This is a genomic window from Paenibacillus sp. MAHUQ-45 (assembly GCF_058133325.1).
On the sequence record NZ_JBYUPV010000012.1, the window covers coordinates 66752 to 92476 of the forward strand.

The window sequence follows — 25725 nt, forward strand, 5'->3', positions numbered from 1 at the left end:
TACAGACTCAGCGATTCGCAAACTTCACGTAGAAAAAATCACTACGACTACTAAAAATCGTTAACAAGCCTGGAGGACAACATGCCATTACCGGAGTCAATCACACAGATATTCAAGCGTAAGCAAAAATCATACAAGATGGTCCTGATCCTAGCCCTAATTGAAGAACTGAGATCAACTAATCAGGAGAGGGTTTCGTTCGATCGCGTTAAAGAGAGATTCCTTAATTACTTTATAGCTGAGCAAGAAAGAGGTAGCCGGGTCGATCAGCCACCAGGGCGGGAGCTATGGAGGGATGCATCCAAAAGTCAGCTTAAAGATATCATTAACAGTCCTGTTAGTGCGCTTTCTCAAGTTTTGTTTGTGAATTCAGAAGATAACACCATAGGTTTTCATAGCCAGATTCAAAGACAACTGGGGGAAGAGGAGCTTTCAGAATTGGAGAGGCTTGCCAATGATGAACTGGAAGCCTATAACTCTGCTTTGCAACAATTTTCCTTACAAGGTTACCTTGAAGGGATCATGTCGGAGTATACTTCTGCCAAAAGAGAGACATTTGCGGGGCATTCCCTAGGTACTTTGTTTCGGCAGACTCTTCCTTCTGAGCTTAGAAAGCTACCTTTTTTAGACGATCAATATAAAATTCAAGGATCGGTTGGACAAGGGAATTGGGCAACAGTTCCATGGCTTGCAATACTGGATAAACGGATCACGGAAACGACTCAACGTGGAGAGTATGTTGTGTATCTGTTCGCTGAGGATATGAGTGCCGTCTATCTTACGTTCAACCAAGGGGTGACTGTGCCCATTCAAGAGATGGGACGTAGAGAGGGCTATAATTATCTGCGCAACCGTACGCTAGAGATTCGGGACCTCCTGCCTCTTGCCCATATGAAAAAGGATGAGGATATCCATCTGGTGAGTAGCGGTCTAGGCCAAGACTATCAGGTATCTACTGTCGCTTACATCAAGTATGAAAGAGGAGTCGTTCCGAATGATGCGCAACTGATTCGAGACCTTGAAAATATTATAGAGGATTACCGTCTATACGTGGATACTGTGACCTCTACGAATAATGAAGCCAATAACGAGGAAGTGGAAACATTGCCACAACAAGCCGAGCCTCTAAATGACGGACAGTTAACAAGCATCCTCCACCAAATCCAATCCCACATCCGCCGCAAAGGCTTCTTCTTCCCCGAACACCTCATCGAGAACTTCTACCTTTCCCTGAAGACCAAGCCTTTTGTCATCCTGGCTGGCATATCGGGCACGGGAAAAACGCGGCTGGTGAAGCTGTTTGCTGAGGCACTTGGTGCAACGGGAGATAACAGTCAGTTTACTTTGATCCCGGTACGACCGGATTGGAGCGATCCTGCGGATCTGCTGGGGTACAAGGATCTGTCGGGCTGGTTCAAGCCGGGTCCGCTCACGGAAGTATTGGTAGAGGCGCGGAAGCCGGAGAATGGGCATAAGCCTTATTTTATCTGCCTGGATGAGATGAATTTGGCCCGAGTGGAGCATTACTTCAGTGATCTGTTAAGTGTGCTGGAGACGCAGGATTGGCAGCAGGAAGGGAAGATTCGCACGCAAGATCTTATCTCTTCTACGCTGCTGGATAAGCCTGAGGATCAGGTGAAGTATGGCAGCCTGGGTATCCCGGAGAATGTGTTCCTGATCGGGACGGTGAATATGGACGAGACGACGCATCCTTTTAGCAAAAAGGTACTCGACCGCGCCAACACGCTGGAGTTCAATTATATCAACCTGCAGCAGTATCCAGACATGAAAGAGCAGGAAGACGCGGAAGATCCCGCTAATCTTGCTGAGCTGAACCATTTGTTTCTGCGTTCCGATTATTTGCAGCTAGTGGATGCCTATGATACCAACAAGGAGCTCGTTGTTCGGACGACAGAGAGATTGGTGAAGATCAACGCCTTGCTGGAGGACATTCACGCTCATGTGGGCTTCCGGGTCCGGGATGCGATTTGCTTCTATATGATCTATAACGATCGGTACAACCTGATGGGTGAAGAAGAGGCGTTTGACTGGCAGCTGCTGCAAAAGATTTTGCCGCGTATCCAAGGCAGCCACTCTACGGTGCGCCGGGTCCTGCTGAACTTGATGAAGGTTGCTCTTGGCACCGGATCTGATGTTACAGTAGACATCTCTAAACTTATGGACGACGTTTCCCCGCTCTATATGAAGTGGGCTGCTGGCCAAACTCCGCCTACGGCTGTACATCCACAAAGTGCACGTAAATTGGCTTTTATGCTTAGGAGGCTGGAGGAAGATGGATTCACCTCGTACTGGCTCTCTTAAACAGGCAGTGGAATTGCTTCGTGTGGACACGGAGCTTTTTACGCTTTTCATTCAAGGACGGCCCTATCATCCTACGGTAGAGACATTACAGCTTCATCGGTCTACGGGTCAGGAGTGGGTGAATGCGCAGCTTGGACTTGTGTGCTCCGAACGACTGGGTGATGTCCAGATCAAAGTCTTTTCACCTGAAGCTAACGGGATGGTGGAGTGGAGTTCGGAGGAAGCTACGTTTCCATGTTTCTATGAGACGCAGTCGTATGAGCTGGTGATTCAAAAGAAGACCTCAGGAGACCTATCTTTTTACCATGATAATGTGCTGCTGCGGCAGGCGATCAAGCCTTTAGGGGATTCGCTCCTTGTCGGTGCGCTGAATTTCGGGAATGAAGTCGGCTTGACGGAATGGGAAATCCGGGGTGAGGGGCAGACGTTGCTTCGTGTGGAGATGGAGATTTTCCCCTCGAAGATGGATTACAAGCTGGATTACCAGAACATTCTGAATGAAGTGAATGAGCAGATTTATAATTTGGCCTTTGATTTTTTGCGCAAAACCTACCAATTAACAGGCCTGCGGGAGACGCAGCATCAGAGCCTGACGGAGTTTTTTACGATACTACAGCATGTATTTAAACAGCTCCTGGATGCCGTTGAGCGAATTAACAAGAATCCGAATTACGCGCTGCTCCAGGACCGCCGGCTGGTGGATGCCAATCGGGTCAAAAAGGCCGGAAGAGAGAATATCCGCGAGCTCGCCAAGCATCCGGAACGGCTGAGAGAAGATATGAATCATGGATTCTTAACTATTGATGGCCGGAGCTACACAGCTACACATTTATTGGAGACACGCAGACGCCTCGCCTATGATACGAATGAGAACCGGTTCATCCGCTGGATGCTGGAACGTCTTCATGGGAAGCTGAAGGAGCTTAAGAGTCGCTGGAAGCTGAACAACCGGACCCAAGATCCATTAATCCTTAGAAAAATTGACACGATGCTTACCCAGCTGGAGCGGGTGCTTCAGATGGATTTCTTGCGTGAGGCAGGGAAGCTGAAGCAGATGTCCGTTACGCTGGTGCTGCAGATGGCACCGGGATACCGCGAAGTCTATCGTTTTTACCTCATGCTGCTTAAAGGCCTGTCTATTCAGGGTGATCTATTCCGCTTATCCATGAAGGATGTCGCCCAGCTCTATGAGTATTGGTGCTTCCTCAAGCTGAATCAGCTTCTGGGGCGGAAGTATAAGCTGGTGAAGCAGGATATTATTAAGGTGAACCGGAACGGGATTTTTGTGACGCTGGATCAATCGCGCAGCGCGCAGATGGTATACGAGAATCCGGTGAATGGAGAGCAGTTCATCTTGTATTACAATGCGATACCTGACTCGGATAAGACACCGACGCTTAGTCAGAGACCGGATAATGTTCTAACACTGAAGAAGAAGGATGCTGGCAAAATCAAAGAATATAAGTATGTTTTTGATGCCAAATACCGCTTAAATCCTGCTTATGATGATACTTCTTACCAGAAAAAGTATAGACAACCTGGGCCTGAAGAGGACGACATTAATACGATGCACCGCTATCGGGACGCCATTGTGTATCAAGAGAAAGGCTCGGGGGAATATGAACGAAGCATGTTCGGCGCGTATGTGTTATTTCCGTACCCTGACGAGGAGCGGTATAAGACCCACCATTTCTATAAAAGTATTGAGCTGCTGAATATCGGCGCCTTGCCGTTTCTGCCGAATTCCACAAGCCTGGTGGAGAAATTCCTGGATGAAATTATTCAAGATAGTCCGGAAAAAGCTTACGAACGCTCCACACGTCCACGCGGAACGAAAGAGTATTATGCCAACCAGTTGGCGGGCAAAAATGTGCTTGTCGGCTCTGTCCGGGGACCGGCGCAGGTGGAGGCGGCGAGGAAGCATTCTTTTTACCATGTGCCGTTAAAGAACCTTTCAGACGTCAAAATCCTCACCCAGATCGAGTACGTGGCGATGTGCCAATCGCGTAAAAAGTTCTTTGATCCTGCCAAAACGGGTATTCACTGGGTAGGCAAAGTTACAGATTGGAAGGTGCTACGGCGTAAGGAGATAAAAGAAATTCCTTGCCGTCCGGGGACGGAGGAAGAGCTGTATGTCCGATTTTCGATTAAGGAATGGGAGGAGGTAGCAGCTCCTATTGCACTAGGGGGACAGGGAATCTACACAGTGCTCTATACAAGAAAATATATCCTGGACCGGGCGCTTGAAATTGCGGAGCTTCGCCTGGAGACTGAGGAAGATCTTCGGGAATGGAGGGAGAAGCGCCGCAAGGGCAGGGTAAAGGTGAAGCTGGATCATAAGCAGTATGTGGACTTAGGGAAGGTTGTGGAGGTTCGGAATATTTAAAGTTCTGGATTCACGAGAACATCGCGGAGCTTGGGCTGGATTATAAGAAAAATGGATTTGGTGTTCTGAGTGTCAGGGGTACCTTTATCAGCGGTTCTATACATCCGTTAACGCTAAGGGTCAAATAGCAAGCGAATGCAGGATAAGCTGGTGAAAGATTGACAGGTGAGCTAATGGAACTATCGGATTTTGTTCCGCTATCCCTTGCGTTATGTTCTTGAAATAGCTACACATAAGTGAGGCCTCGAAGCCCCCCCACAAAATCATAATTGATAAATTAAAAGACCGTCTAACATCTGAAGTGACCCATAAAGTTAGACAGGTTATATGATTAGGCGATTCGTTGGGCATGAGTTCGGTACTGTACCGGACTCATGCCTTTTAGTTTTGCCTTGATTCGCTTGTGAGTGTAATAATTCATAGGATCTCAGAATCTCTTATTCCCACAGATTTTAAGCCATATCTACTAATTAACGACAAAAATCTACAACTTTTGACCTAGCTGTCCGATATTTAGCTTAGAGGGTTTGCTAAGGTCTGTAAGTTATGAGTTATGGATATCCGAACTGAATTTGGCAAGCGCCAATGAAAAAAAACCGCCACTAAGGGCGGTTATTCGCTAATGAATATTTTATATTAATTTGTTTCCGGACCATCAAGGTAAGCTTGAGCATCTTCAACAGTATCGAAGAACTTGATGAATCCGCCAAACATCCGTTTCTGTTGCATTCTATAAATTGAGCTAGTTGTGACAGTGGCCCAGCTCTTCTCCGTTGAAAGGCCGTACTTTACGACAAGTTCATTGGAGGAGGATAGTTCTTGCGCTACATCTTGGGCGAGGACTTTGGCTTCGGATAAATCACCAATGGCGGTAAATCCAGGTTTTGCTTTTTTAAGGTTGTCGGTAAGCTCATCGACATATTGTTGAACATTATCCTTGGTAACCGAATAGATTTTGATATATAGCCTATTCTTTTCTTGATCGTAATTGATTGTGAACATTATGTATTCCTCCTGATTGTCTTAAAAATCAACTTAACTAATTATACGGTACGAATGATTAATCATTCCACGGACTATAAGTCACATAGATTGTATTTCTGCAAAAGTATTTCAAGAATGCATATTCAAATCTTTATTTTACATATAGAAGAGGTAGTTGGAGGTTGTTGTATGGATATACTTGCTGAGTTTGGAAACAGGGTTAAGGAACTGCGTGCGCGTAGCGGAATCTCGCAAGAACTGCTGGCGCATCGCTCCGAACTGGATCGAACATATATAAGTGGAGTGGAACGTGGTGTACGTAACATCAGCTTAGTTAACATCGAGAAGATTGCAGCCGGGCTTAACGTCCCAATGAAATACTTGTTTTCAAGTGAGCGGTTTTCAAGCAATCCTGCTTTTTTAAAGAAAGATGTTGAAGTCCCAATTACCGAACGATTCAAGTATCATTTGGACTGTGACCAAAAGCTACTTACTATTCAGATACAAGGATTACTAACCGGAGCAAATGTGGATTATATATCGAAAATATGGAAAGGCATTGTCTCTAACTTTGCGGAGGGAGAATTAAGTGTTCTCGTTGATCACAGAGACATGAAAGCATCGGACGGGGATCCTGTTGTTTTTTCTCCTGAAGTAGTTGAGAAAGCGGTTTTGCTTCAGCAGAGTGTGATAACGTGCAGCAAAAAGGCTATAGTATTATGTAATTCGGAATTCATGGTACATCAATTGAATTATATGACAACCAGAAGTGGGGTAGGGGATAAAACTAATCCCTTGTACGGTAAGGATAAAGAAATGGTAGGTCAGGCTTACGAATTATTAGATGTTCACGGGAATGAATTAATTAAACCTATGAAATAAACTGCCAGTGATTGCTGCGGTTTATTACGAGCCGAGCGAGAAGCGGGGATTCCTTCCTGTTTTCCTCGGCTCTTTCTCTGCTAAAACGTTCTGCGGGATCAGAAAATGCAGGGGAAATTAGATGACGGACAGGGAAAAAGGTTACTGGTTCGGAAATACAAAATAAGTGCTTTGTTTTAAAAGAGACAAAACACTCATTTTGTTTCTTTTAAAGTGTTACATAACAGAATAGACTGGAATTGCTCACGGCAAGACACCCTTAGAAAAGGAGGTAATCGGCGCTTGCGAATATGATGTGCGGAACTAAGTAGCTGCGGCCAGTTATGTGAAAAACATCACAACTATTGAGCAACAGGAACTGAATCAGGTATGTGGTTATGCAGTTGCGTTAAGTCCGATTTTTAGAATATCGGGCATATTATTGCAAAGCAACGCCGCCAATTCCTTCGGCGAGAGCTCCATATCCGAATTTACCCAGCTAATGAATATCTGAACAGTGCCTGCGCAATGATAATCAATTGCGAATTTAAGCTCCGTGGATATTTCTTGAGTTTTGTTTCTTGAAGCATAAATGGCAGTGCAAAAATCCTGGTAATACTTTTGTATGAACTCAATAAATGAGTTTTGTCCTTTGTATTTTATGGCGTTCTGGAAAAAGAGCTTTCGCTCATAAATAAACTCAGCGGATTTGTTGCATATCTGCTCCCAGCTATCTTCGGAGTGAAAGAGTTCCTCTTTTATATAGGAAGCGTAGTACCAGTTCATCAAATCGTATTTATCTTTGAAATAACGATAAAACGTCGCACGTGATATATCGCTTTTTTTCAGAATCATGTCGGTGGAGATTTGATCGATGCGATGCTCTTGCATTAAATCAAATATGGCATTATACAGATGCTTCTTCACATTCATGTTGTTTACCTTCACATTGTATGAAATTTAAGCCGTGCTAGAGTGTCGAATAATGTCACTATTATATTGTGTTGGGTATGCAATGTAAAGCAGAGTACAGCAGCCATGCTCGATGATACTTATTCCAAGGAGTTCGAGATCGGGCTGCAGGTTGAGTGTAGCAAAAGGAAAAATGACACCGTTTTCATATACAAATAGGAGGCATAGTTATGTACGAAAAATTGTTTCAGCCTATTAAAATAGGTCAGGTAGAATTAAAAAACCGTCTAATCGTTCCACCCATGGTGGTGAACTACTGTACCCCGGATGGTATGGTTACTGAGCGGTTTATCCGCTACCACGAGGCCCGTGCCAAGGGCGGCTGGGGCCTGATTACGGTAGAGCAGAGTGTGGTGTGTGTGGAGGGAAAAGGACATCCGGGACAGCCCGGCCTTTGGTCTGACGATCACATAGAGGGTCTATCACGACTGACAGAGCGAGTCCATGCAGCCGGTGCCAAAATCTCCATACAAATCAACCATGCTGGTCGGGCGGCAAGCAGCTCTATCACTGGCTCTCAGCCAGTAGGACCTTCGCCTATTAAGGGGATCAGCAGTCTAGAAACGCCGCGTGAACTGAGTGTCGCGGAAATTCAGGAAATTGTACGTCAATACGGGCAAGCCGCACGACGTGCCAAAGCGGCCGGTTTTGACATGATTACCGAACATGCTCATGCCGGATACCTCATTGCTTCATTCCTTTCCTCTACCAGCAACAAGCGCACGGATGAATATGGCGGCACCCTTGCCAACAGGGCTCGTCTTGCACTGGAGATTCTAAAGGAGATGCGCTCCCAGGTGGGGAGTGAATTCCCCATTTTGTACCGGTTTTCAGCCGAAGAATATGTGGAGGGCGGTCTGACCATACGTGATACCGCTGCTCTGGCAAGGCTGATGGAAGACGCTGGGGTCGATATGATGGATGTTTCAGTAGCCAATGACACCCCGCCTTACACCGTGCAGCCCGCAGCGTTGCCACATGGTTTTGCAGCGGAGTTATCCCGGGAGATCAAAAAAGTGGTATCTGTTCCGGTAGCAGTGGCGGGACGGATTAACGACCCGCTTGTTGCAGAAAGCATTTTGGCATCGGGTGATGCCGATTTAATCTCCATGGGCAGAGCGTCTATAGCTGATCCTGAGTTTCCTAACAAAGTGAGAGAGGGACGGCTGGATGATATTAACTACTGTGTTGCTTGTCTACAGGGCTGTGTAAAAAGCGCCGCCTCCTATTCCCCAGTCTCTTGTTTAGTCAATCCTGTCACAGGACGTGAGGAGGAATTTACCGTAGAGCCGGCTGCGCAGCGCAAAAAAATATTGATTGCCGGCGGAGGTGTGGCGGGCATGGAGGCCGCAATCGTCGCAGCTCAGCGAGGCCATGATGTTCATCTCTATGAGCAGTCTGACAGGCTGGGTGGTCAATGGCTTCTAGCTGCTGTTCCTCCTACCAAAACGGAGCTTAACTATTTTACCATCTGGCAAAAGAACCAGCTTAAAAAGCTGGACGTAAAAATCAGCTACAACACACCTGTGGATCGTAACCTGGTGTTGCAGGAACAGCCGGATACTGTAATTATTGCCACTGGTGCCAAACCAATCGTTCCTCGCATCAAGGGAGCGGACAACCCCAATGTGGTACTGGCTTTTGATGTTTTAGCGGGTAAAGTAGATGTTGGCAATCGAGTGGCTGTGATCGGCGGCGGTTTGGTAGGTACAGAAACAGCTGACCATCTTGCCTTACATGGAAAACAAGTGGTTCTAATGGATATGCAGGACGCTATTGCCAAAGATGGCTTTGTGTTTAATAACCACTATCTGCTTGAAAGTATTGATAAACATCATGTAGAAGTCATCACCTCCGCGAAAGTGCTGGAGATTACTCCTGATGCTGTGATTTATGAAAAGGGTGGCGAACCACTCCGGGTGGAGCAGCTAGATACTATCATTCTTGCATTAGGGGCTGTACCTGTAGATACGTTGAGCCAGGAGTTTAAGGATATGGGAATTGACGTGAAGGTTGTGGGAGACTCCGCAGTGGTTAAACAAGCCATTGATGCGATAAAAGATGGATTTGAAGCCGGATTAGCAGTATAGGTATAGTCGGTACGGATAGATAATGACGAAATTCAGAGGGGTTGCCTATGAGGCAGCCTCTCATTTTTTTTACCGAGATATTAAAGAAACAGGATGGAAATGCTGGGACAATTCTACCATGAAACAGCCGGAACAAAATTACTTCGGATTCAAAATAGAGAAAATATAGGTATTTAGTGCTAAAAAAATGGATGTGAAATGCCGATGTAATATTATGGGTGGTGACAATGTGAGAATAGCGCATAACATTTCGGCGCTAAATTTTAAAATGGATAATAATACATACATAAAATGGAGGGGTCTTTTTGTCGACACAGACAATTTCACAGAAGTCCAAAGTGGTTAAGAAAGAAAAAGATAGACTAGGTTCAGCTATCGTTTCATTAATTACAGGGATTTTTTCAATTCTATTTTTGTTACTTGGCTTTTCAATGGGTGAACCAAGAATGGCTCTTATTGTCATGTCAGGGATTTTATCAATTATTGGTTTGCCCTTAGGTATTAGAGCAAGAAAATCATCTAGTGGTAGAGGTTTGGCGATTGCAGGCATAACATTAACGGTTGTACCCTTTATTATCACTATAGTAGGTGGAATTTTAGTTTTTGTATTCGCGTACTGGACAGCACGTAGAGTGTAGAAAGATAAGTCTGACTGGTTTAGCGAATTACAGGAGAGTTAATAGGGATGTAGGTGGGACTTAGGATCCATGAAGCAAGACGATCAAAGGGAGCTCTTCGAGCATCCAATAAAATTAGAAGCCGGCCCAATCGCATACGCGAGACAGGCTGGCTTTTATAATCCGATCCCTTAACAGCCACGAATTTACCCCCGACTATATTCAAAAAGATTCATGGAACAATCTCAAAAACAGTGCCTTGATTAGCATCGGCCACTTTCATCGAGCTATACACCCCTAAAAATAGCCGGGATTGATTCAGATTTGTTCCTAAACTAACATAATAAGCGGTTTGAGACCCGAAATTATAATCAGTTTCAATAATATTGTAATCACTTGGTTTACAATCTGCTCTTACCTTGGTATAAGCTAAAACTCCCCTAATAGGAGGCGCTGATTGTTTCCGAGCAAGATCGCTAAACACGACGCTCCCCGTTAAATCGGGGATTTCATTCCCGCTATAGGCCTGAACGCCTGTGAGTGCAGTTCCTGCAAACTTACCTGGGCGGGGGTCTTCATGATAATAACTAATTAAAGGCGGAAGGCGAAGCGCTGAAGTAGTCACAGCCTCATCGAAATAGGCAATATTTTTCTCATTCAAAGCTGTATTTCCAGGGCAGCCTCTCGGTACGGCAGTCGGTAAAGCACCTTCCCACCCTCGCCAGCCAAAGTTAATAAATCCTTCTTGGTCAGACGCAGATCCCATCATAGAAGCTTGAACAAGCTGAGTAACTGGTATGGGTTGATAATGAACGAATGAAAAAATCGATTCGACCAGATCCTGTCCGACACTCCCTACGTATTTAATATACTTATTATTAAACCTTTGAAATGAAATGCCCGTTAGATTACGTCCTCCTTTGGCAATGACCGTAAGCATTTCCTGAATAGGTTCGGGCAGCTCATGGAAACGTGTAACAACGGTTGGATTATCAATTAAAGTATGTATGCCTACATCAATTTCAATGACTTTACCGGCGATTTCCATAATGTCCTGGCTTAAATTAAAGGGGTCATAGGCTGATCCGCCATCTCCGGTCGTTAGAACAAGTTTTCCTGTTTCAGGTGAGAAGTTTAAGGTATTAATACCATTATGATTTAAAAAGGGTCTTCTTATATTAAGTAATGAGCGCCGTTTTTGCGGTTGACCATTCGATTGTAGAATCCATTCTTCAACGGTATCGATATGATCATATTTTACGTCTCTATTGTCCCACTTTAGATTTAAAGTGCTGGGATCACACGGGTTAGGCTTAAAAGATTCAGAAAAAGCAACTGGACCTTGGCTTCCAGCTACGGAGTAATGGAGATAGAATAGACCGTTATAGTAAAATTGGGGATGAAAAGCTAAACCGATCAGCCCTCGTTCATCGTATCCACCACCGGAGCTGCCTAGTTTTAAGATTCGCTGGCGAATATCTAAAAAAGTCCCGATCACTCCGTTTCTAATATAAAAGATCTCTCCGACCTGGGTTACAATAAATAAGCTTTCTACGGAGTCACCCGGAAGGATTGCTGTCTTTACAACAGTAGGCATGTTTATCCCACTAACAATAGGCCGTAGACTGACTTTAACTTTTTTCAAAGAAAACCCTCCCGGTTGTTGGCATCTTTTTAAGAATATGATGTGATCTGTTTTATTAGTACCGGGTTGAGGTTAGAGATACCTCGTCACATCTAAGGGAATATAGGGATGATCCTACTATGTAATTAATTGAAATATTATTACTTTCAATTTCTAAATCGAGAAAATATAGGTATTTAGTGCTAATAAAATGGGTGTGGAATGCCGATGTAATATTATGGGTGGTGACAATATGCGAATAGCGCATAACATTTCGCCGCTAAGTTCCTTACATACATAATAACGCCTCGAATTATGGAGTTAATATTACATAGGTGAGGGATCTCGTTGACAACACAGACTGTTTCACAAAAGACAAAAGTAGTTAAGAAAGACAAGGATAGACTAGGTTATTTTTGTTATTTGGCTTTTCAATGGGAGGGGCGGGAACAACATTAACGGTTGTACCATTTATTTTCTCTTTAGTAGGGGGAGTCTTAATTTTGTTTACACGTACTGGACAACACGTAGTGTGTAGAAAGTATAAGTCTAAATAGCATATATTGAATAATTTAAGGGGAAATATTCCATGTTAGCGAGGAATTATCATGATAATAGCTCATAACCCTGTAGCTTTACAGACTAATAATAAATTACAAAAAAATAATGATAATGCCGCCAAAGCAATCAGTAAACTGTCGTCGGGTTTGCGTATTAACCAAGCAGCTGATGATGCGGCCGGACTAGCTATATCAGAAAAAATGAGGGGACAAATTAGAGGTCTGACTCAAGCTAGTCGTAATACTCAGGATGGAATATCGCTGATACAAACGGCTGAAGGTGCGTTAGGAAGTATTGGGGACATTTTGCAGAGGATTAGAGAATTAGCTGTCCAGTCAGCTAATGGAACACTAACAGATGAGGACAGGAGTTTTTTACAATCGGAGGTCGCACAGTTAAAGGATTCAATTCATACCATCGGTAGTACAACTGAATTTAATAGGATAAAGCTGTTAGATGGTTCAATGACCGTTATTCCTGCAACTCCGCCAACTCCAGCAATTCCACCAAGTTCTAGTATTGATGTGTCGACTGGGGGAAACGGTAAGACTATTGCGGACGGGGATATTCCTATTGGTGTTAATGGTGCAGTTGTTCGGTTAAACCCTAATGAACATATAAATACGGAAGAAAATTATTCACTCTCTATTGATTGGTTAAACGGCTCTCCTGTCGGACTTACCATACACAGACAATCAAGTGGCACAGTTGTCACCTTAAATAATCCTAATCTTATTTATAGTGTGAATGGGATTACCTTTGACATAAGTGGCGCATCAAATGCGAACACAGCTCCTGGTAATCAACACCAAGGAGATGTTGTTTTTCATCCGGGCAATAACTCAGCAATTCCCGCCCATCCCGGAGCTCCGGCAATAGACAACAGCTTGGCGTTGCAAGTTGGTGCTAACTCAGGACAGTCGGTTAAAATTGCAATAGATGATTACAGGACAAGCAGTTTAGGCATTAATGGGTTAGCAATTGACTCTAAAGATAAAGCTTTAGAAGCGATTCAGTTAGCTGATTTTGCAATATCCAAAGTATCTGGGGGAAGAGCCAAGTTGGGTGCTACCCAAAATAGATTGGAGCACACAAATTCCAATCTTACCAATATGGCTGAAAATCTTACTTCCGCGGAGTCACGTATAAGAGATGTTGACATGGCTAAGGCAATGATGGAGTTCACCAAGAACAATATACTGACTCAAGCCGCTCAAGCTATGCTGGCTCAAAGCAACCAGCTACCACAATCAGTCCTATCCCTTCTTTCATCTAAATAATTATAGTTTCCTGCCTACAGAGGGCGGCTAAGTTAGCCGTCCTATTTTGTCATTTAGACGTACCCACTACGTAACGGATTAGTATCTACCCTCCTTGCAAGTTTTAGAATGTATAACATATCTGGTCCTCTATTAGATAAAATCTTTAGAAAGTACACCAATCCCGTTATAACAAAAGGGGAAGTGAAAACGTTGGGAAAGATCGTTTCCATTAAAAGAGCCAGAGAACTTCAAAGTATGGCGACTGGTGGCATCGTCGTGACACATTTAATCATGGAGACGAAGTCAAACGAGTCTGGTTCGATTAGATCAGCATGGTTAAGGATGCTTTTAAAAATCTGAGTAGCTTCAGGGTGACTTTCTTGAACTTCTAATTAGCATTAGAATTGGAAAACACCTATTGTTACATTTTTATTAAGGGTATCGGTTATCTGTTCAATCAAAAGCGGATTCTCCAAACTCTCTTTTCTTTACACCAAACACCTCGTCAACAGATTGATCCTCTTCAAACGCAACACTCACTCCCATTGCAGCAGGAGACGAATTTGGTCAAAACGACAAACTTTATCCCCATCGTAATACTTTCACCATGTTCCTCTAGCTCGAAATGAGCGATTATAGAACCTGTAAGACACATTGGCTCTTATTCGGACGGACGTAACGAGGCGGGGATATCGGTTTATCCCGCAGTGCCGTACATGTTATGTTACGGTATCCTGTACGATCCGGATCGGTATGAATCAACTATTCGGGGTTCGATTCCCCAATCGCCTAGGGAGCGATTCTGGTAGAATTCTCGATTTCCATCGAGCAAAAATTGAGCAAAAGAAAGACCAAAGGATAGAATCCCTAGCGGCTATTTTGAGCGCACTGTAGGCTGGCTTTGTAATCTGTGGATACCGCTGGAACGAAACTCCTGGGAATTCGCTTGGACGGAGGAGGAAGAAGGACGACTGAAGTTTGGTTAGGCCTTTTCCCCAATATCCTTGAGGATCACTCGCAGAAAAGTCCAGCTAAAACGAGATTCCGCCAAAGCCACAGTGGGATTCTTCATCCAATGGTCGCAACCATTAAGGGGGAACGAAGATGTTAAACAAGGTAACCATTCAAGCTGACCAGCGCGGTCTGCTCTTTCATAAAGGAAGTTATATGAAGACACTCCTTCCAGGAACTTATAAGTATTTATCGTGGTCACAAAGCACAGTTGTCGTACTGAATATCGCGAAACCGTTCGTTGTAGAGGGCAAAGAGCTGCAATTGTTCCTTCACGATGAAGACCTCGCTCGAGAACTTAATATCGTACGAGTGCAAGACCACGAATATGTTCTGCATTACGAGGACGGGCAATTCGTACATCTGCTTAAGCCTGGTATCTATGCCTTCTGGAACATACTTAAAAAACATACCTTTTTGCATGTAGATACCAGACAGCCTGAGCTGTCTGCTGAGGTAGATCGTTCCATTTTACCGAAGCTCACAGCCCATGTGCACACCTTCGAAATCGGAAGTCACGAATCCGGATTTTTATTTTATGATCATGTTATGCAGCGTGAGGTTTCTCCCGGAAAGTATTACTTCTGGAAAGGCCCGGTGTCGGTTATGGTCAAGAAGATTGATTTAAGACAACAACAAATGGATCTTATCGGCCAAGAGATCATGACAGAAGACAAAGTTACGCTGCGGCTGAACTTCGTTTGCCAATATAAGATCGTAAACCCGCTGCGCGCTTTGGAAATGAAATCGTTCGACGAGCAAATTCATATCCAGCTTCAGCTCGTGCTGCGGGAGTATGTCGGAACGCTTAAATTGGACGATTTGTTGAAACGGAAGGAGGATGCTGCGTCGTTCATCCTGTCTCGTATGAGCGAGAAGGCTGAAGAGTTCGGCGTACAGTTCCTGAGTGCGGGAGTTAAGGATGTCATTTTGCCGGGTGAAATGAAAGAGATCTTAAATACCGTTCTAATGGCGGAAAAGAAAGCTCAGGCCAATCTAATCACTCGCCGGGAAGAGACGGCATCTACTCGCAGCCTGCTGAATACCGCGAAGCTGATGGACGAGAACCAGACATTGTTCCGACTGAAAGAGCTGGAGTTCTTAGAGAAAATCTGCGAGAAAGTCGGAACCATCTCTTTAACAGGTGGTGGGGATCTGCTTGAGCGGTTGAGCTCTCTTATTGGGGAGAGAAAGGTGGGAAGCAATTAGGGGGAATTATTAACCTTTTTAAGGGTCTCCAAAAGAAAGGGAGTATGGGCATTTAGTATTAATAAATCCTGCTTAGTTTGAACACATCGAGCGGCTGATGCAAACGCTCCGGTAGGAGCCACAATCATTGGCTCGATGATTTTTTTCGGTCTTTTTGTTAAATCAAAACACTAAATTATTCCGTCATCATAGTTAGAATCCGATTTAACTCATTAACATGATTAACCCCATGATCTTTCAAAATCTTACGTAGTAGTTCATAGCCAACTTCTGAATCAAAATAGTCATCCATAAAAGCTAGTACGTGTTCGTTCTGACTATCATTAAGCGGTATCCAGGAACCTCTCGTTTTTATAGCTCATATATCATTTAGTTGAGTCCAAAGTAATTCTATTTCTTGCACGGACAACTTCCGTCTGTAGAATAACGATGGCTGGTTCATGATTTTTACTGCAGGTACATTCTCAAGATAAGAAACAAAGCTACTTCTCTCTTCAAGCATTGTGTTTCTTGTAACATTATCATCGTCATTTGCTTTTGTCATAAAACTAACGGCTTCATTTATAACCTGAATGATCATGACTTTTGCCTCTGCAAAAGAGTCAAAGTCTTCGGGTATATATCCTTCCATTTCAGCTAAGATAGCTTCCAAAACAATGTATCTGGGGAATAATTTCTTGGCTTCAAGAGAGAAGTCGATTCCGTCGGGTTCTCGATCCCTTCCTTGATCGATTAACTTATTATACTTTTTGCCCCAATAATCAATTTTTGTTATGCAATATCTCCTTGCCAACGAATGAAAACCTCTTATTAGAGTAGTTTCTTCCATAGGTTCACCTCTGCGGGATTATTTAATATTCAATCCATCCGAAAAACTTTCCCCTTCGGTACAAACGGTAAGCTCTGGCCCTTAGGAATAAGAAATGCATGCTCACGGCGAATGCTCACTCTATCGCAGTAGCCATCTGTGATGATCAATAAGGGACCGTTCTTGGGAAAATCCTCTGCACGCTCTAGCAGATCGATTCCCGGTTGGAGGATGGTGCCTCCTCGGCCTTTGATGGACACGCAATCTGCGATAACCTCTGGGGCGAGATACCCTTGGTCGTAGACGGCAGCGTCGCAGAATACTACACGTACCAGGGGAACATCTCGGGACAGGCTGTAGCTGGCGATGGCACCCAGGGCTTTGCCAAGCAGCTTGGTATCCATGGAACCGGAGGTATCGAGCACAACACCGAATGTACGACCATCTTCGTCCCCGGCGTCCGGTATCCAGCGAGGTCTGGGAATATCGGGGGTGGAGGATTGTCTACGGCTGATTCTGGAATAGCTTCGGACCTTCTCCACTGGCGAGAAGTAGTGGTCGAACCATTTCGCAAGCTCAACATCCCATAGAATAGGGGGCTGAGACAATGCGCGGATTTCTTCTACAAGTCCTGCCGGAAGCAGCCCGCGATGCTGATCATAGTGATAATCAAGGCCTTGGCTGAGACAGTTCCGGTAAAAATCATCAAGTGCAAGTCCATCATTCCGTTCCCACCAATCAGGTTTGCTCGGCGGCAGGATGTCTCCGAGGCCCATTCCCCGAAAGGTAGCAACTTTACGATACAGCCTAAGATCGTTGACGATCCGGTCATAGATCGATTCGGCACACAAACCCTTTAATTCCGGGTCATAGAGCCCACCAATCCTAGGGAAAGCACCTAACCCCATCTCCATCAGCCACTGATTGATGACATAATCACAGGCCACATTCCATAAATAAGGGTCACGTCCGTCAGCGCGGGCATGGTGTCTTAACCCGACATGCAGAAATTCATGTGCCAGCACGAACCGGCATTCCTGCTCGTCGAGGCCTGCTGCGGGGTTCATATAGATTTCTTTGGCCTCAGCATCTACAGCGGCTACAGTGATGGACAATCTATTGCATAGAATGGGGTCCTCAATAATGGTGAAATCGGCAGCCATCGCTCCCATCAGCGGGTAACTGCTAATGAACCAATTACGGGCTTTTAGAGCCAGCGTGAGGACTTCTTTCTGAGCTCCCAGGTATTCTTCGTATCCTGCGGTGACATTGACTGCACTGGTGACAGCCATGGATAATCCCTTTCCCAGACAATCCTGCCAATTTACTTGGCGACTGCTCCAATAGTATCCCGTATTGCGGGGATTCAAGAGCATGTCCTGAAATCCGTGTCCGGCAGAACCGAGATTGTGGAAGGAAGGAGGGAGTCCTCGCTCTACGAAGATGTCATATAACTCTTCTTCACTTTTAGCTGCCAATTCGATTCGTCCGTCCATTGCCGCAGGAGGTCGCCCAAGCTTCATGTCATACAGAAATTTTGCAATAAAAGCATCGCATGCCGCATTCCATAGATCCTGACGTTCCATCGTCCGGAAATGTCCAAACCCAAGATGAAGCAAGGCATGGGCAAGAATGTACACCCATTCCTCTGGCAGCCCTCTTCGCTTAGGATGCACATGAATAAAGCCGTCACTAGTAGTGACAGCCCAGCCGTGCTCCGGACATTGGTTTCCTTCCCGGCGAATAAAATGAGCGTGTAAGGCAAGCGGAGCGAACATGGGATGTTCAGTAATGTATTGAAGACCTTCGTTATAGGCTTTGGTAGCGGGATCAAGTTCTCTGGACTTAGGTTTCGCCATAGTTAGACTTCCTTCTTCTGGACGAGGCGTGGCAAGTCGCGGACAATTTCAACTAGGAACCAATCCGGCAGACTTTCTCCGTTCTCGTTTCGCGCAACCGTGAGTTGAGCGATTTCGAGACTGATGGTGCTTAAGTTCTTAATCAGAGCCTTGGAACGGTGGGCAAGTCGCTTATGATGCTCAGTAAGATTGGACTTGGATTCCGGCAGTTCTTTAATAAGATGTGCGCGGAAGGACTGTGCCATAAAGTACAGCACATCCCGATCCTCTGGTTCATTAGGCCAATGGAGCTCACCTTCCAGAATGGCATTCAGTTTGTATTTATTATTAGTTTGTTTGTAGAAGGCTTTAAATTGCCCGGCATGATGAGGGGATAGACAACCTGTGGCCAAAATATCTAAAATTTCAGGCTGCAAGCCGTCACCGAATTCTTTTAACGCATCACTTAGCATATGCCAGGATCTTGGTGTGGAGAAGGGTTCTTCGTGTTTCGGAGGTTGAACCCAAAGATGGTCTGGACGAGTCTCTATATATTGGATCACTAGCGGGTGGATTTCATTCTCATATGCCCACGCTAACCATTCACGGTGAGATACTCTTAATTGCACATGAAACATGCGGTTGATCAGTGCGGATGACATGGGTTTGACGATAGCGCTATCCTGCGCACGGTTTCCAGCGCCAATGACGATAGAGCCTGCCGGGAGGTGGTATTCCCCGACACGTTTCTCCAGGATCAAGCTATAAAAGGCTTTCTGAACCTCATGAGTACAGGCGTTAAGCTCATCCAAAAACAAGCAATAGGGCTCGTCGCGGGCGATGATGCTTGGCGGACAGAACCTGCTTTTTCCATCTATAATTTGCGGGACGCCAATGAGATCCTCGGGTGCAAGCTGGCTTCCCAGTAGAGAGACACAGGGCAATCCCACCTGATCGGCGAACTGCTGGACTAAGGAGGATTTTCCGATTCCCGGAGGTCCCCAGATGAAAACTGGACGTGCGACGGCGATGTTTAATAATAGATCCATGATCTGTTTAGATGACACTGTTGTAGAGATATTCATTGCTGATTGTTGATTCCTTCCATATTTAAACGTTAAAGTAATGATACCATACGATAATTATGGTGTTGGTGATAAAGAATGGTTATAAATTAAAGATTCATAGGCTAACCTTGCTTAGATACAGGCTGTATTTTTCAGCTTTAATCAAAAATTACCGCTCCCTAAGATGACATCAGAGTATAATGCGGTTAATAGAAGCTGGATTAAAAAAGGAATTTAGGAAGTGAAGGTAGATGTTAAATCAAGCTGCAGAAAAAAGCTTAAGCAAGTTAATGACCAAGATTCTTCGCCATGCTCCCGGAGAGTTTGGCATAGTCTTAGACCCGGTGGACGGATCATGTTCGCTGAGTGCCTTACTGCAAGCCATTCAAGCCCAACATAAGTGGTCAGGGGTTACGTTAGCGGATATTGAGCAGGTGGTTCGTCAATCGGACAAACAGCGTTTTGAAATTAGGGATGACCGAATCAGAGCGAGGTATGGTCATAGTCACGATAAAATTCAGTATGCCCCCGGTGAGCCTCCAGCGTTGCTCTACCATGGTACGAATCAGAAGGCCCTCCCTATAATCCTGCAAGAAGGGCTGAGGCCGATGAGCAGGCAGTATGTTCATTTATCTGAAGGAACTCATTTTGCAACGTTGGCTGGGAGCCGCAGAGGAGCGTTAGCCATCCTTAAAGTGGACACTCAGTGCGCACAGCAATTAGGCATCACCTTCTATTACGCGGGGAATGAGGTCTGGTTGGCTGAGCACGTGCCGCCTGTGTGCTGTTCGGTCTTGAAGTCTGATGAAAAAGGGGAAAGACAATCATGAATCAATCTATCAACTGATATCGGCGTCAGTAAGAGTCCAGTATTAACAAGATGAAGTTTAATAGCACCCGCATGAAAAGCCGCCGATTCCGGCGGCTTTATCTTTTACTCTGCACTCAATTGTACTTCATCAGCTTACTACCTCTTTAGAAACCTCGTTACGAATCAGGCAAGCGGCCCCAAATCCAATGCCCAGCACAAGTGCCAACAGGATAAAGGTTAGCGGGAAGCTGCCCGTTCTCATGCACTGAATTGCAATAATTGGCCCTAGGCTCGTTCCTGCAAACAGGATGAATGTATAAACCGATACTGCAATGCCCTGTAATTGGCCCCCAAGTTGGCCCACAAGCGAGATGAGAACTGGGCCTACAAGTGCTATGCCTGCGATATAGATAACACTCATTACGGCGAGTAACGTTAAGTTAGTGATTAATCCCAATGAGGCTAGTCCAAGCATGGCTAATAGTAACGCACCACGTAATATCCTCAGGTTGCCGAAACGTGCAGCAAGTCGTCCAGCGTAGGGGGAAACCAGCATTCCCAACACGCCAACAGAACGAACATATAAAATTCCTTGTTTGTTAAGTCCGAATGTCGGGCCGCTTAAATAGGTTCCCAGCGCGGTCGACATACTAACGAAAGACATTAAGAGAACAAGCGCTACCGAATAAGCGAGCAGGAGTTTCTTACGGGCAAAGACTTTTCCCATGTTCCGAATCGGTTCCAGAATACTGGAATTGTCATTCTGATAGTTCCCTTTAGGCAGAAATTTTAATACCAGGATGGCAGTAAGCGAATATAAGGCTGCCAGCAAATAAAAGATCGAATACCATCCATAATGTTGGCTCATGATTCCGCTCAGCACTTGACCAACAATTCCGGCAACCATAAACCCGGTGGTTATGAATCCGATCGCAGTCATTCGTTTTTGCGCTGGATACATTTCAACAGCATAAGCTAGTGCAACCGGGGAAAACGTCGCGGCAGCCGCCCCTTGTAATCCCCTTAGTACGATAATCCAAGAAAAGTCCCGGACCGTGCCAATGAACAGAGAAATGAAGGCCAAAGCAATTAAACCGCTAAAAATTACATACTTACGACCATACCTTTCGGATACTGGGCCATAGATAAGACAACCTATAGCGAAACCCAATGAGAAAATACTGCCAGCAGTCGCAGCCTGCGTGGAAGATATTTTAAAGATATCCGAGAACAAAGGAATAAGTGGAATGGTAACGTACAGGCTAGACATGATAACCATGCCTGCCCAGCACAAAATAACTGTCATGGAGGTATAATTTTTTGGATTAGTCATGATAGGTCAATTATTAAAATAGTTCCTATCAAGATCACTCAGAAGACCTGCATGCTCAGGCCTCCACCCAAGCAAATCTTGAGTCAACTTACTCGAAGCCTGAACATTCTGCGAAACGAAATGTGTCAGCCAACCAAAATGAGCAGGAGCTTCTTCAACAGATTTACTAACGACAGGAATATCGAGGCGACGACCTATTACTTTGGCAATCTCCTGAATAGGGACACCTTCCTCGCCGATCGCATGCAGCTTGGAACCTGCAGGAGCGGCTTCAAGTGCTAGTCGGAACAATCTTGCAGCATCCAATCGGTGTATAGCAGACCAGCGGTTTGAACCTTCTCCCACATATGAGGAAACACCGGTCCGCTTAGCGACATTAATCAACGCCGGAACGAAGCCGCCACGATCACCGGCACCGTGTACCGAAGGAGGAAGTCTCAACACGGATACACGCACGCCTTTCTCAACCAAGGAAAGAGCTTCCTCTTCCGAAGCGATTCGGTGCCTCCCAGCAGTACTAACATCAGGGGAGTCTTTCTCTGTTCCAATTCGTCCTGGTGCAAGGTGAGCAATCACGGATGTCACAACCAGAGGGCGTCCCGAGCCGGCAAGTGCTTCACCGAAAGTCTGAACTGCACGGCGGTCTGTTAGTCCGGCATCTGCCATATTCGAAAAATCATGATTGAAAGCAGTATGAATGACACCATCACATGCTTTTGCACCGCTTCTCAGGCTATCCAGATCATCCAAAGAACCACGGTGTACGAGCGCTCCGGATTTAAGTAGAGAGTCGGCAGCTTCATCTGAACGAGCCAGGCCAATCACTTCGTGTCCTGCGTTTAACAATTCGGTTACGACGGCAGAGCCGATAAAACCAGTTGCTCCTGTTACAAAAATACGCATGATGAGACCCTCCATCGAATATAGGATTTACTTGCACTACCGAAACGATCTACTTGCGATCGGAGTTCGGGGTTACAAGGTTATATTCATTTTAGAATCCATCGCGTCTTGATGATTGCCTGTTCTGCTTCGTTTATTGCCTATTTCAATGGAGGTTTGAATCATCCGTTACTTGTTGACGTAACCCCAAAACATCTCTCTTGGGTGGGCTTCCAAAAAAACGGCTGTAATCCCGGCTGAATTGAGAGGGACTAACGTAACCTACTTGATAACATGCTATTGTCGCATCCATTGATTCAGAGAGCATTAACCGTCTTGCTTCATGCAGGCGAAGCGCTTTTTGGTATTGCAATGGACTCATTGAGGTAATAGATTTGAAATGCACTCGAAAAGTAGATTCACTCATATGTACCATCTCACCCAGTTCTGCAACTTTCATTGGATAGGCGTAATTATTACGAAGCCAGGTAATGGCTCTTGTAACCCGGTGTGCTTCCGATCCTGAAAAGCCAAGTTCAGCGATACTAGATCCAATTGGGCTGCGTAGAACTCGTATTAAAATCTCATCCATGGCTAGGGGGCCCAGTAATTCGGCATCACTGGTATTGGTCACACATTCCACCAGTCTTGTTGCAGCACTAATCATACCTAGGTCGGCGTTTAGTACATAACCTGCGCCCCACTTCGTTACGGCAGGTACACCCTTTGGATATACCCTGAGGGCTAATTCGGCAATTTTTTGCGGTTCAAGAACCAGTTTTACGCTTAAATAAGGCTCGATATTGCTAGCTTGTGTGACCTTCAAAGCAATAGGAAGTGCCACAGGAAGCATAAGGATTTGCGATTGATGGAATCGATAGACCTCTTGCCCTACGGTCACTGACTTAGCACCTTGGGCTACAATTAACATAGAGGGCAAGTCAAATGATTTTACAGAGTTCTCGTTTACTTGCGAATATCGACTGACGGATAGGCCGGGGATGCATTTCTCGAAAGTCCCTTCATATGGGGTTTGGGCGCTGATAAGGCCTGCCAAGCGAACAGTTTCAACAGCAAGTGCTTCCTTGTCGCTACTTTTCGAAGTCGAAACCAATGTATGTTTGTTCATGAGTTTTCCCCTGTTCCCTAACCAACTAAAAAGTGGATAGAAGAGTTGTGAGTCTAACAATAAATTTTCGCCGTTACAAACTAAAACACCTGTCAATACTGGGCAATAAGAGTCCGGTATCGACAGGTGTTTTGAGTTGTTATAACAATCTGAGCACACGTACTAGTAAACTAAGACTCAGGGGAAAATAGTCATACAGGCGATTTAGCTATGCTGAGGTTTAGTTTCAACCCATGCAACCTTGAGATCTCTTTTTTTGAAGAACCAGGTATTATTAATTTTGACGAACTCGTCGAAATATCTGATCGTTGCCACCATCAAATTTTGTTTATCGCCATCAACTGTTAAGTGATGAGCAAAACAATAGGTTGTCCCAGTTGCAGTATCACCAGACAAGGTGATCTTACTTTGGCCATTAAAGTGCATGGTGGAGGTATAGGTGTTCAGGTTGTCGAACACAGGGAACAAATCTTGTCTACTGTTAATGATTTGGTCTGGTTCTGCCTGACGCTCATCCATAAATACTCTAAATAGCGTATCTTCAGTGAATAGTGACATTTGACCTTCAGCATCTCTTGTGTCTGCACAAAATGCATAGGCATCAACTAGTTCACGGATCGCATCACGGTCAGCAATTTCTTCAAGGGTTAATTTTTGTACTTCTCTCATTTTTCCCACACCTTTTCTTGTAGTTTGTTTGTATCTGTTCTTTCTGCATATGCTTTGTTTGTTGCATAACTTCTATCCTTATAGTAACCGAGCCGAGGTTGTAAAGCTTTGTCGTGCAGCTCATTTTAGTTGTCAATTCGGCTCATTCGAACCGATAAATTGGAACAGTTGTTACGTGCCGGAGCATGCTTCCGTAAATTTTAGTGCTGTCCCATTGGATTGGCATGGGGGCTTTGTGTTATCTTGTACTCAGATAAGGAGTGAGGCAAATGGGGGCAGTAATTACAAAGGCTGTGAAAATGCCTCAGAGTATAGCCAGTGTTAGCATGCTTAATATGAAAGGACTATCGGTCATGGGGGCATGCGGCTATTCTGACATTCAGACCGGGAGAATGTATCTGCAGGATCATGTTCTATTAGTTGTTTTGGAAGGGGTCTACATCATCAGATATGGTGATCAGGAATATGCGGTGAGAAAAAACGAAATGGTGCTGTTGCATAAAGGCATCGCCGTCGAGTATGAGAAGTATGGGGAAGAGAATTCGAGACATATCTTGGATTACATGATGTTCTTTCTGAAGGATGAATTGCTGCATGAATTTATGAAAATATCCAGTCTTCCTTCTCCCGAAACTACATCGCCTGCTCCAACGGCTGTTCATTCGGTGAATGAGCGCCTGTTAAGCTATATTGCATCACTCAAGCCTTATTTTGACAAGCCAGAGGCCATTCAAGACGAATTAATTAAGCTGAAAATGCTGGAGCTTCTATTTGATATATTGGATGCGGACAAAGGGTTATTGAACCAAATTCTGCAGCTGAGACAGCAACGTCCTACAAGTATTGTCGAGGTGGTGGAGAAGAATCTGCTTAACCCCGTATCGCTTCAGGATCTGGCTTATTTGTCCGGCAGGAGCTTATCGACCTTCAAACGGGAATTTCGGAAGATCTATAATGAGCCTGCAATACAATGGATTCGTAATCGTCGGTTAGAGAAGGCTAAGGAGCTATTAACCCATTCCGGAATATCCATCACGGAAGTCTGTTACGCTACAGGCTTCGAGAATGTCTCGCACTTCTCAAAAGTCTGGAAGAAGAAGTACGGGATCCCCCCATCTGCAATGAGGCATCGTAACGCTGCTGAAATGGCTATTGTTGAGGGTTGAGTGAGGATAGGATTATCCGAAGCTGCCTTACGTTCGGATCATAAGTTTATCTTTCTTAAAGACACGGAAGCACATTTCTGTGTCTTTTTGCTTTTCTATAATGGGTTCCAACTCAGCTGTGCA

Annotated in this window: 19 protein-coding genes and 1 pseudogene; 9 read left to right on the forward strand and 11 right to left on the reverse strand. The window is 44.9% G+C overall.

Translation table 11 applies throughout. From position 1 onward, the window contains the following. Window positions 1-81: 81 nt before the first annotated feature. Together AC3Y23_RS22695 and AC3Y23_RS22700 are read left to right on the forward strand one after the other, a co-directional pair. On the forward strand, window positions 82-2322 hold the full coding sequence (locus AC3Y23_RS22695; protein ID WP_379203317.1) for an MrcB family domain-containing protein: 2241 nt from the start codon (window positions 82-84) through the stop codon (window positions 2320-2322). Next, window positions 2294-4708, forward strand: a complete 2415-nt coding sequence (locus tag AC3Y23_RS22700) for a DUF2357 domain-containing protein (protein WP_379203321.1) — start codon at window positions 2294-2296, stop codon at window positions 4706-4708. The genes AC3Y23_RS22695 and AC3Y23_RS22700 overlap by 29 nt, the downstream gene beginning before the upstream one ends. 331 nt (window positions 4709-5039) lie before the next feature. Here AC3Y23_RS22700 and AC3Y23_RS22705 read toward each other — a convergent pair. Further along, window positions 5040-5129, reverse strand: a pseudogene (locus tag AC3Y23_RS22705) (IS3 family transposase); the annotation flags it as partial. 215 nt (window positions 5130-5344) lie between these two features. Beyond that, window positions 5345-5710 (reverse strand): hypothetical protein, encoded by a 366-nt coding sequence (locus AC3Y23_RS22710; RefSeq protein WP_379203324.1) that lies wholly within the window; start codon window positions 5708-5710, stop codon window positions 5345-5347. 171 nt (window positions 5711-5881) lie between these two features. Here AC3Y23_RS22710 and AC3Y23_RS22715 point away from each other — a divergent pair, with 171 nt between their 5' ends. Beyond that, a complete protein-coding gene (locus AC3Y23_RS22715) occupies window positions 5882-6574 on the forward strand; it encodes a helix-turn-helix domain-containing protein (protein ID WP_379203326.1) in 693 nt (230 codons plus the stop codon). A gap of 375 nt (window positions 6575-6949) precedes the next feature. On the opposite strand, the gene AC3Y23_RS22720 is transcribed toward AC3Y23_RS22715, so the two are convergent. Then, window positions 6950-7486: a TetR/AcrR family transcriptional regulator C-terminal domain-containing protein gene (locus AC3Y23_RS22720; RefSeq protein ID WP_379203328.1), complete on the reverse strand. Its 537-nt coding sequence runs from the start codon at window positions 7484-7486 to the stop codon at window positions 6950-6952. A 209-nt stretch (window positions 7487-7695) separates the two neighbouring features. Between AC3Y23_RS22720 and AC3Y23_RS22725 the strand changes: the two genes are divergently transcribed. Both AC3Y23_RS22725 and AC3Y23_RS22730 read left to right on the forward strand, forming a co-directional pair. Further along, window positions 7696-9615, forward strand: coding sequence for an oxidoreductase (locus tag AC3Y23_RS22725; protein ID WP_379203330.1), 1920 nt, complete (start codon window positions 7696-7698; stop codon window positions 9613-9615). Between the two features lie 305 nt (window positions 9616-9920). Then, on the forward strand, window positions 9921-10253 hold the full coding sequence (locus AC3Y23_RS22730) for a hypothetical protein (RefSeq protein ID WP_379203332.1): 333 nt from the start codon (window positions 9921-9923) through the stop codon (window positions 10251-10253). Window positions 10254-10464: 211 nt separating this feature from the next. On the opposite strand, the gene AC3Y23_RS22735 is transcribed toward AC3Y23_RS22730, so the two are convergent. Continuing rightward, window positions 10465-11877 (reverse strand): PQQ-dependent sugar dehydrogenase, encoded by a 1413-nt coding sequence (locus AC3Y23_RS22735; protein ID WP_379203334.1) that lies wholly within the window; start codon window positions 11875-11877, stop codon window positions 10465-10467. Window positions 11878-12464: 587 nt separating this feature from the next. On the opposite strand from AC3Y23_RS22735, the gene flgL reads away from it, so the two are divergent. After that, window positions 12465-13697 (forward strand): flagellar hook-associated protein FlgL, encoded by a 1233-nt coding sequence (gene flgL / locus AC3Y23_RS22740; protein WP_379203336.1) that lies wholly within the window; start codon window positions 12465-12467, stop codon window positions 13695-13697. 1086 nt (window positions 13698-14783) lie between these two features. Continuing rightward, window positions 14784-15899, forward strand: coding sequence for a slipin family protein (locus AC3Y23_RS22745; protein WP_379203338.1), 1116 nt, complete (start codon window positions 14784-14786; stop codon window positions 15897-15899). Between the two features lie 358 nt (window positions 15900-16257). Here AC3Y23_RS22745 and AC3Y23_RS22750 read toward each other — a convergent pair whose 3' ends face one another. From AC3Y23_RS22750 to AC3Y23_RS22760, 3 genes are read right to left on the reverse strand one after another with little or no spacing between them, the layout of a single operon-like run. Next, a complete protein-coding gene (locus tag AC3Y23_RS22750) occupies window positions 16258-16728 on the reverse strand; it encodes a hypothetical protein (protein WP_379203340.1) in 471 nt (156 codons plus the stop codon). A gap of 29 nt (window positions 16729-16757) precedes the next feature. Further along, window positions 16758-18566 carry a DUF2201 family putative metallopeptidase gene (locus tag AC3Y23_RS22755; RefSeq protein WP_379203342.1) on the reverse strand — a complete coding sequence of 603 codons (1809 nt, stop codon included), beginning with the start codon at window positions 18564-18566 and terminating at the stop codon, window positions 16758-16760. Window positions 18567-18568: 2 nt separating this feature from the next. Next, the gene (locus AC3Y23_RS22760; protein ID WP_379203344.1) at window positions 18569-19630 is read right to left on the reverse strand and encodes an AAA family ATPase; all 1062 of its coding nucleotides are present in this window, start codon (window positions 19628-19630) and stop codon (window positions 18569-18571) included. Window positions 19631-19863: 233 nt separating this feature from the next. Here AC3Y23_RS22760 and AC3Y23_RS22765 point away from each other — a divergent pair, with 233 nt between their 5' ends. After that, complete coding sequence (locus tag AC3Y23_RS22765; RefSeq protein ID WP_379203346.1) at window positions 19864-20442, forward strand: RNA 2'-phosphotransferase; 579 nt, start codon at window positions 19864-19866, stop codon at window positions 20440-20442. A gap of 129 nt (window positions 20443-20571) precedes the next feature. Here the strand turns inward: AC3Y23_RS22765 and AC3Y23_RS22770 are convergent, their stop codons facing one another. The 4 genes from AC3Y23_RS22770 to AC3Y23_RS22785 all read right to left on the reverse strand — a co-directional run bounded on the left by AC3Y23_RS22770 (window position 20572) and on the right by AC3Y23_RS22785 (window position 24436). Beyond that, window positions 20572-21756 carry an MFS transporter gene (locus tag AC3Y23_RS22770; protein WP_379203348.1) on the reverse strand — a complete coding sequence of 395 codons (1185 nt, stop codon included), beginning with the start codon at window positions 21754-21756 and terminating at the stop codon, window positions 20572-20574. 6 nt (window positions 21757-21762) lie between these two features. Continuing rightward, on the reverse strand, window positions 21763-22659 hold the full coding sequence (locus AC3Y23_RS22775; RefSeq protein ID WP_379203350.1) for an SDR family oxidoreductase: 897 nt from the start codon (window positions 22657-22659) through the stop codon (window positions 21763-21765). A 145-nt stretch (window positions 22660-22804) separates the two neighbouring features. Further along, on the reverse strand, window positions 22805-23767 hold the full coding sequence (locus AC3Y23_RS22780; protein WP_379203352.1) for an AraC family transcriptional regulator: 963 nt from the start codon (window positions 23765-23767) through the stop codon (window positions 22805-22807). A 204-nt stretch (window positions 23768-23971) separates the two neighbouring features. Next, a complete protein-coding gene (locus tag AC3Y23_RS22785; RefSeq protein ID WP_379203354.1) occupies window positions 23972-24436 on the reverse strand; it encodes a nuclear transport factor 2 family protein in 465 nt (154 codons plus the stop codon). A gap of 269 nt (window positions 24437-24705) precedes the next feature. On the opposite strand from AC3Y23_RS22785, the gene AC3Y23_RS22790 reads away from it, so the two are divergent. Continuing rightward, window positions 24706-25602 carry a helix-turn-helix domain-containing protein gene (locus AC3Y23_RS22790; RefSeq protein ID WP_379203356.1) on the forward strand — a complete coding sequence of 299 codons (897 nt, stop codon included), beginning with the start codon at window positions 24706-24708 and terminating at the stop codon, window positions 25600-25602. The last annotated feature ends 123 nt before the right edge of the window (window positions 25603-25725 follow it).

Coding starts and splice junctions, on each gene's coding strand:
- AC3Y23_RS22695 (WP_379203317.1), top strand. CDS start 82: ATGCCATTACCGGAGTCAATCACACAGATATTCAAGCGTAAGCAAAAA.
- AC3Y23_RS22700 (WP_379203321.1), top strand. CDS start 2,294: ATGGATTCACCTCGTACTGGCTCTCTTAAACAGGCAGTGGAATTGCTT.
- AC3Y23_RS22710 (WP_379203324.1), bottom strand. CDS start 5,710: ATGTTCACAATCAATTACGATCAAGAAAAGAATAGGCTATATATCAAA.
- AC3Y23_RS22715 (WP_379203326.1), top strand. CDS start 5,882: ATGGATATACTTGCTGAGTTTGGAAACAGGGTTAAGGAACTGCGTGCG.
- AC3Y23_RS22720 (WP_379203328.1), bottom strand. CDS start 7,486: ATGAATGTGAAGAAGCATCTGTATAATGCCATATTTGATTTAATGCAA.
- AC3Y23_RS22725 (WP_379203330.1), top strand. CDS start 7,696: ATGTACGAAAAATTGTTTCAGCCTATTAAAATAGGTCAGGTAGAATTA.
- flgL (WP_379203336.1), top strand. CDS start 12,465: ATGATAATAGCTCATAACCCTGTAGCTTTACAGACTAATAATAAATTA.
- AC3Y23_RS22745 (WP_379203338.1), top strand. CDS start 14,784: ATGTTAAACAAGGTAACCATTCAAGCTGACCAGCGCGGTCTGCTCTTT.
- AC3Y23_RS22750 (WP_379203340.1), bottom strand. CDS start 16,728: ATGGAAGAAACTACTCTAATAAGAGGTTTTCATTCGTTGGCAAGGAGA.
- AC3Y23_RS22755 (WP_379203342.1), bottom strand. CDS start 18,566: ATGGCGAAACCTAAGTCCAGAGAACTTGATCCCGCTACCAAAGCCTAT.
- AC3Y23_RS22760 (WP_379203344.1), bottom strand. CDS start 19,630: ATGAATATCTCTACAACAGTGTCATCTAAACAGATCATGGATCTATTA.
- AC3Y23_RS22765 (WP_379203346.1), top strand. CDS start 19,864: ATGTTAAATCAAGCTGCAGAAAAAAGCTTAAGCAAGTTAATGACCAAG.
- AC3Y23_RS22770 (WP_379203348.1), bottom strand. CDS start 21,756: ATGACTAATCCAAAAAATTATACCTCCATGACAGTTATTTTGTGCTGG.
- AC3Y23_RS22775 (WP_379203350.1), bottom strand. CDS start 22,659: ATGCGTATTTTTGTAACAGGAGCAACTGGTTTTATCGGCTCTGCCGTC.
- AC3Y23_RS22780 (WP_379203352.1), bottom strand. CDS start 23,767: ATGAACAAACATACATTGGTTTCGACTTCGAAAAGTAGCGACAAGGAA.
- AC3Y23_RS22785 (WP_379203354.1), bottom strand. CDS start 24,436: ATGAGAGAAGTACAAAAATTAACCCTTGAAGAAATTGCTGACCGTGAT.
- AC3Y23_RS22790 (WP_379203356.1), top strand. CDS start 24,706: ATGGGGGCAGTAATTACAAAGGCTGTGAAAATGCCTCAGAGTATAGCC.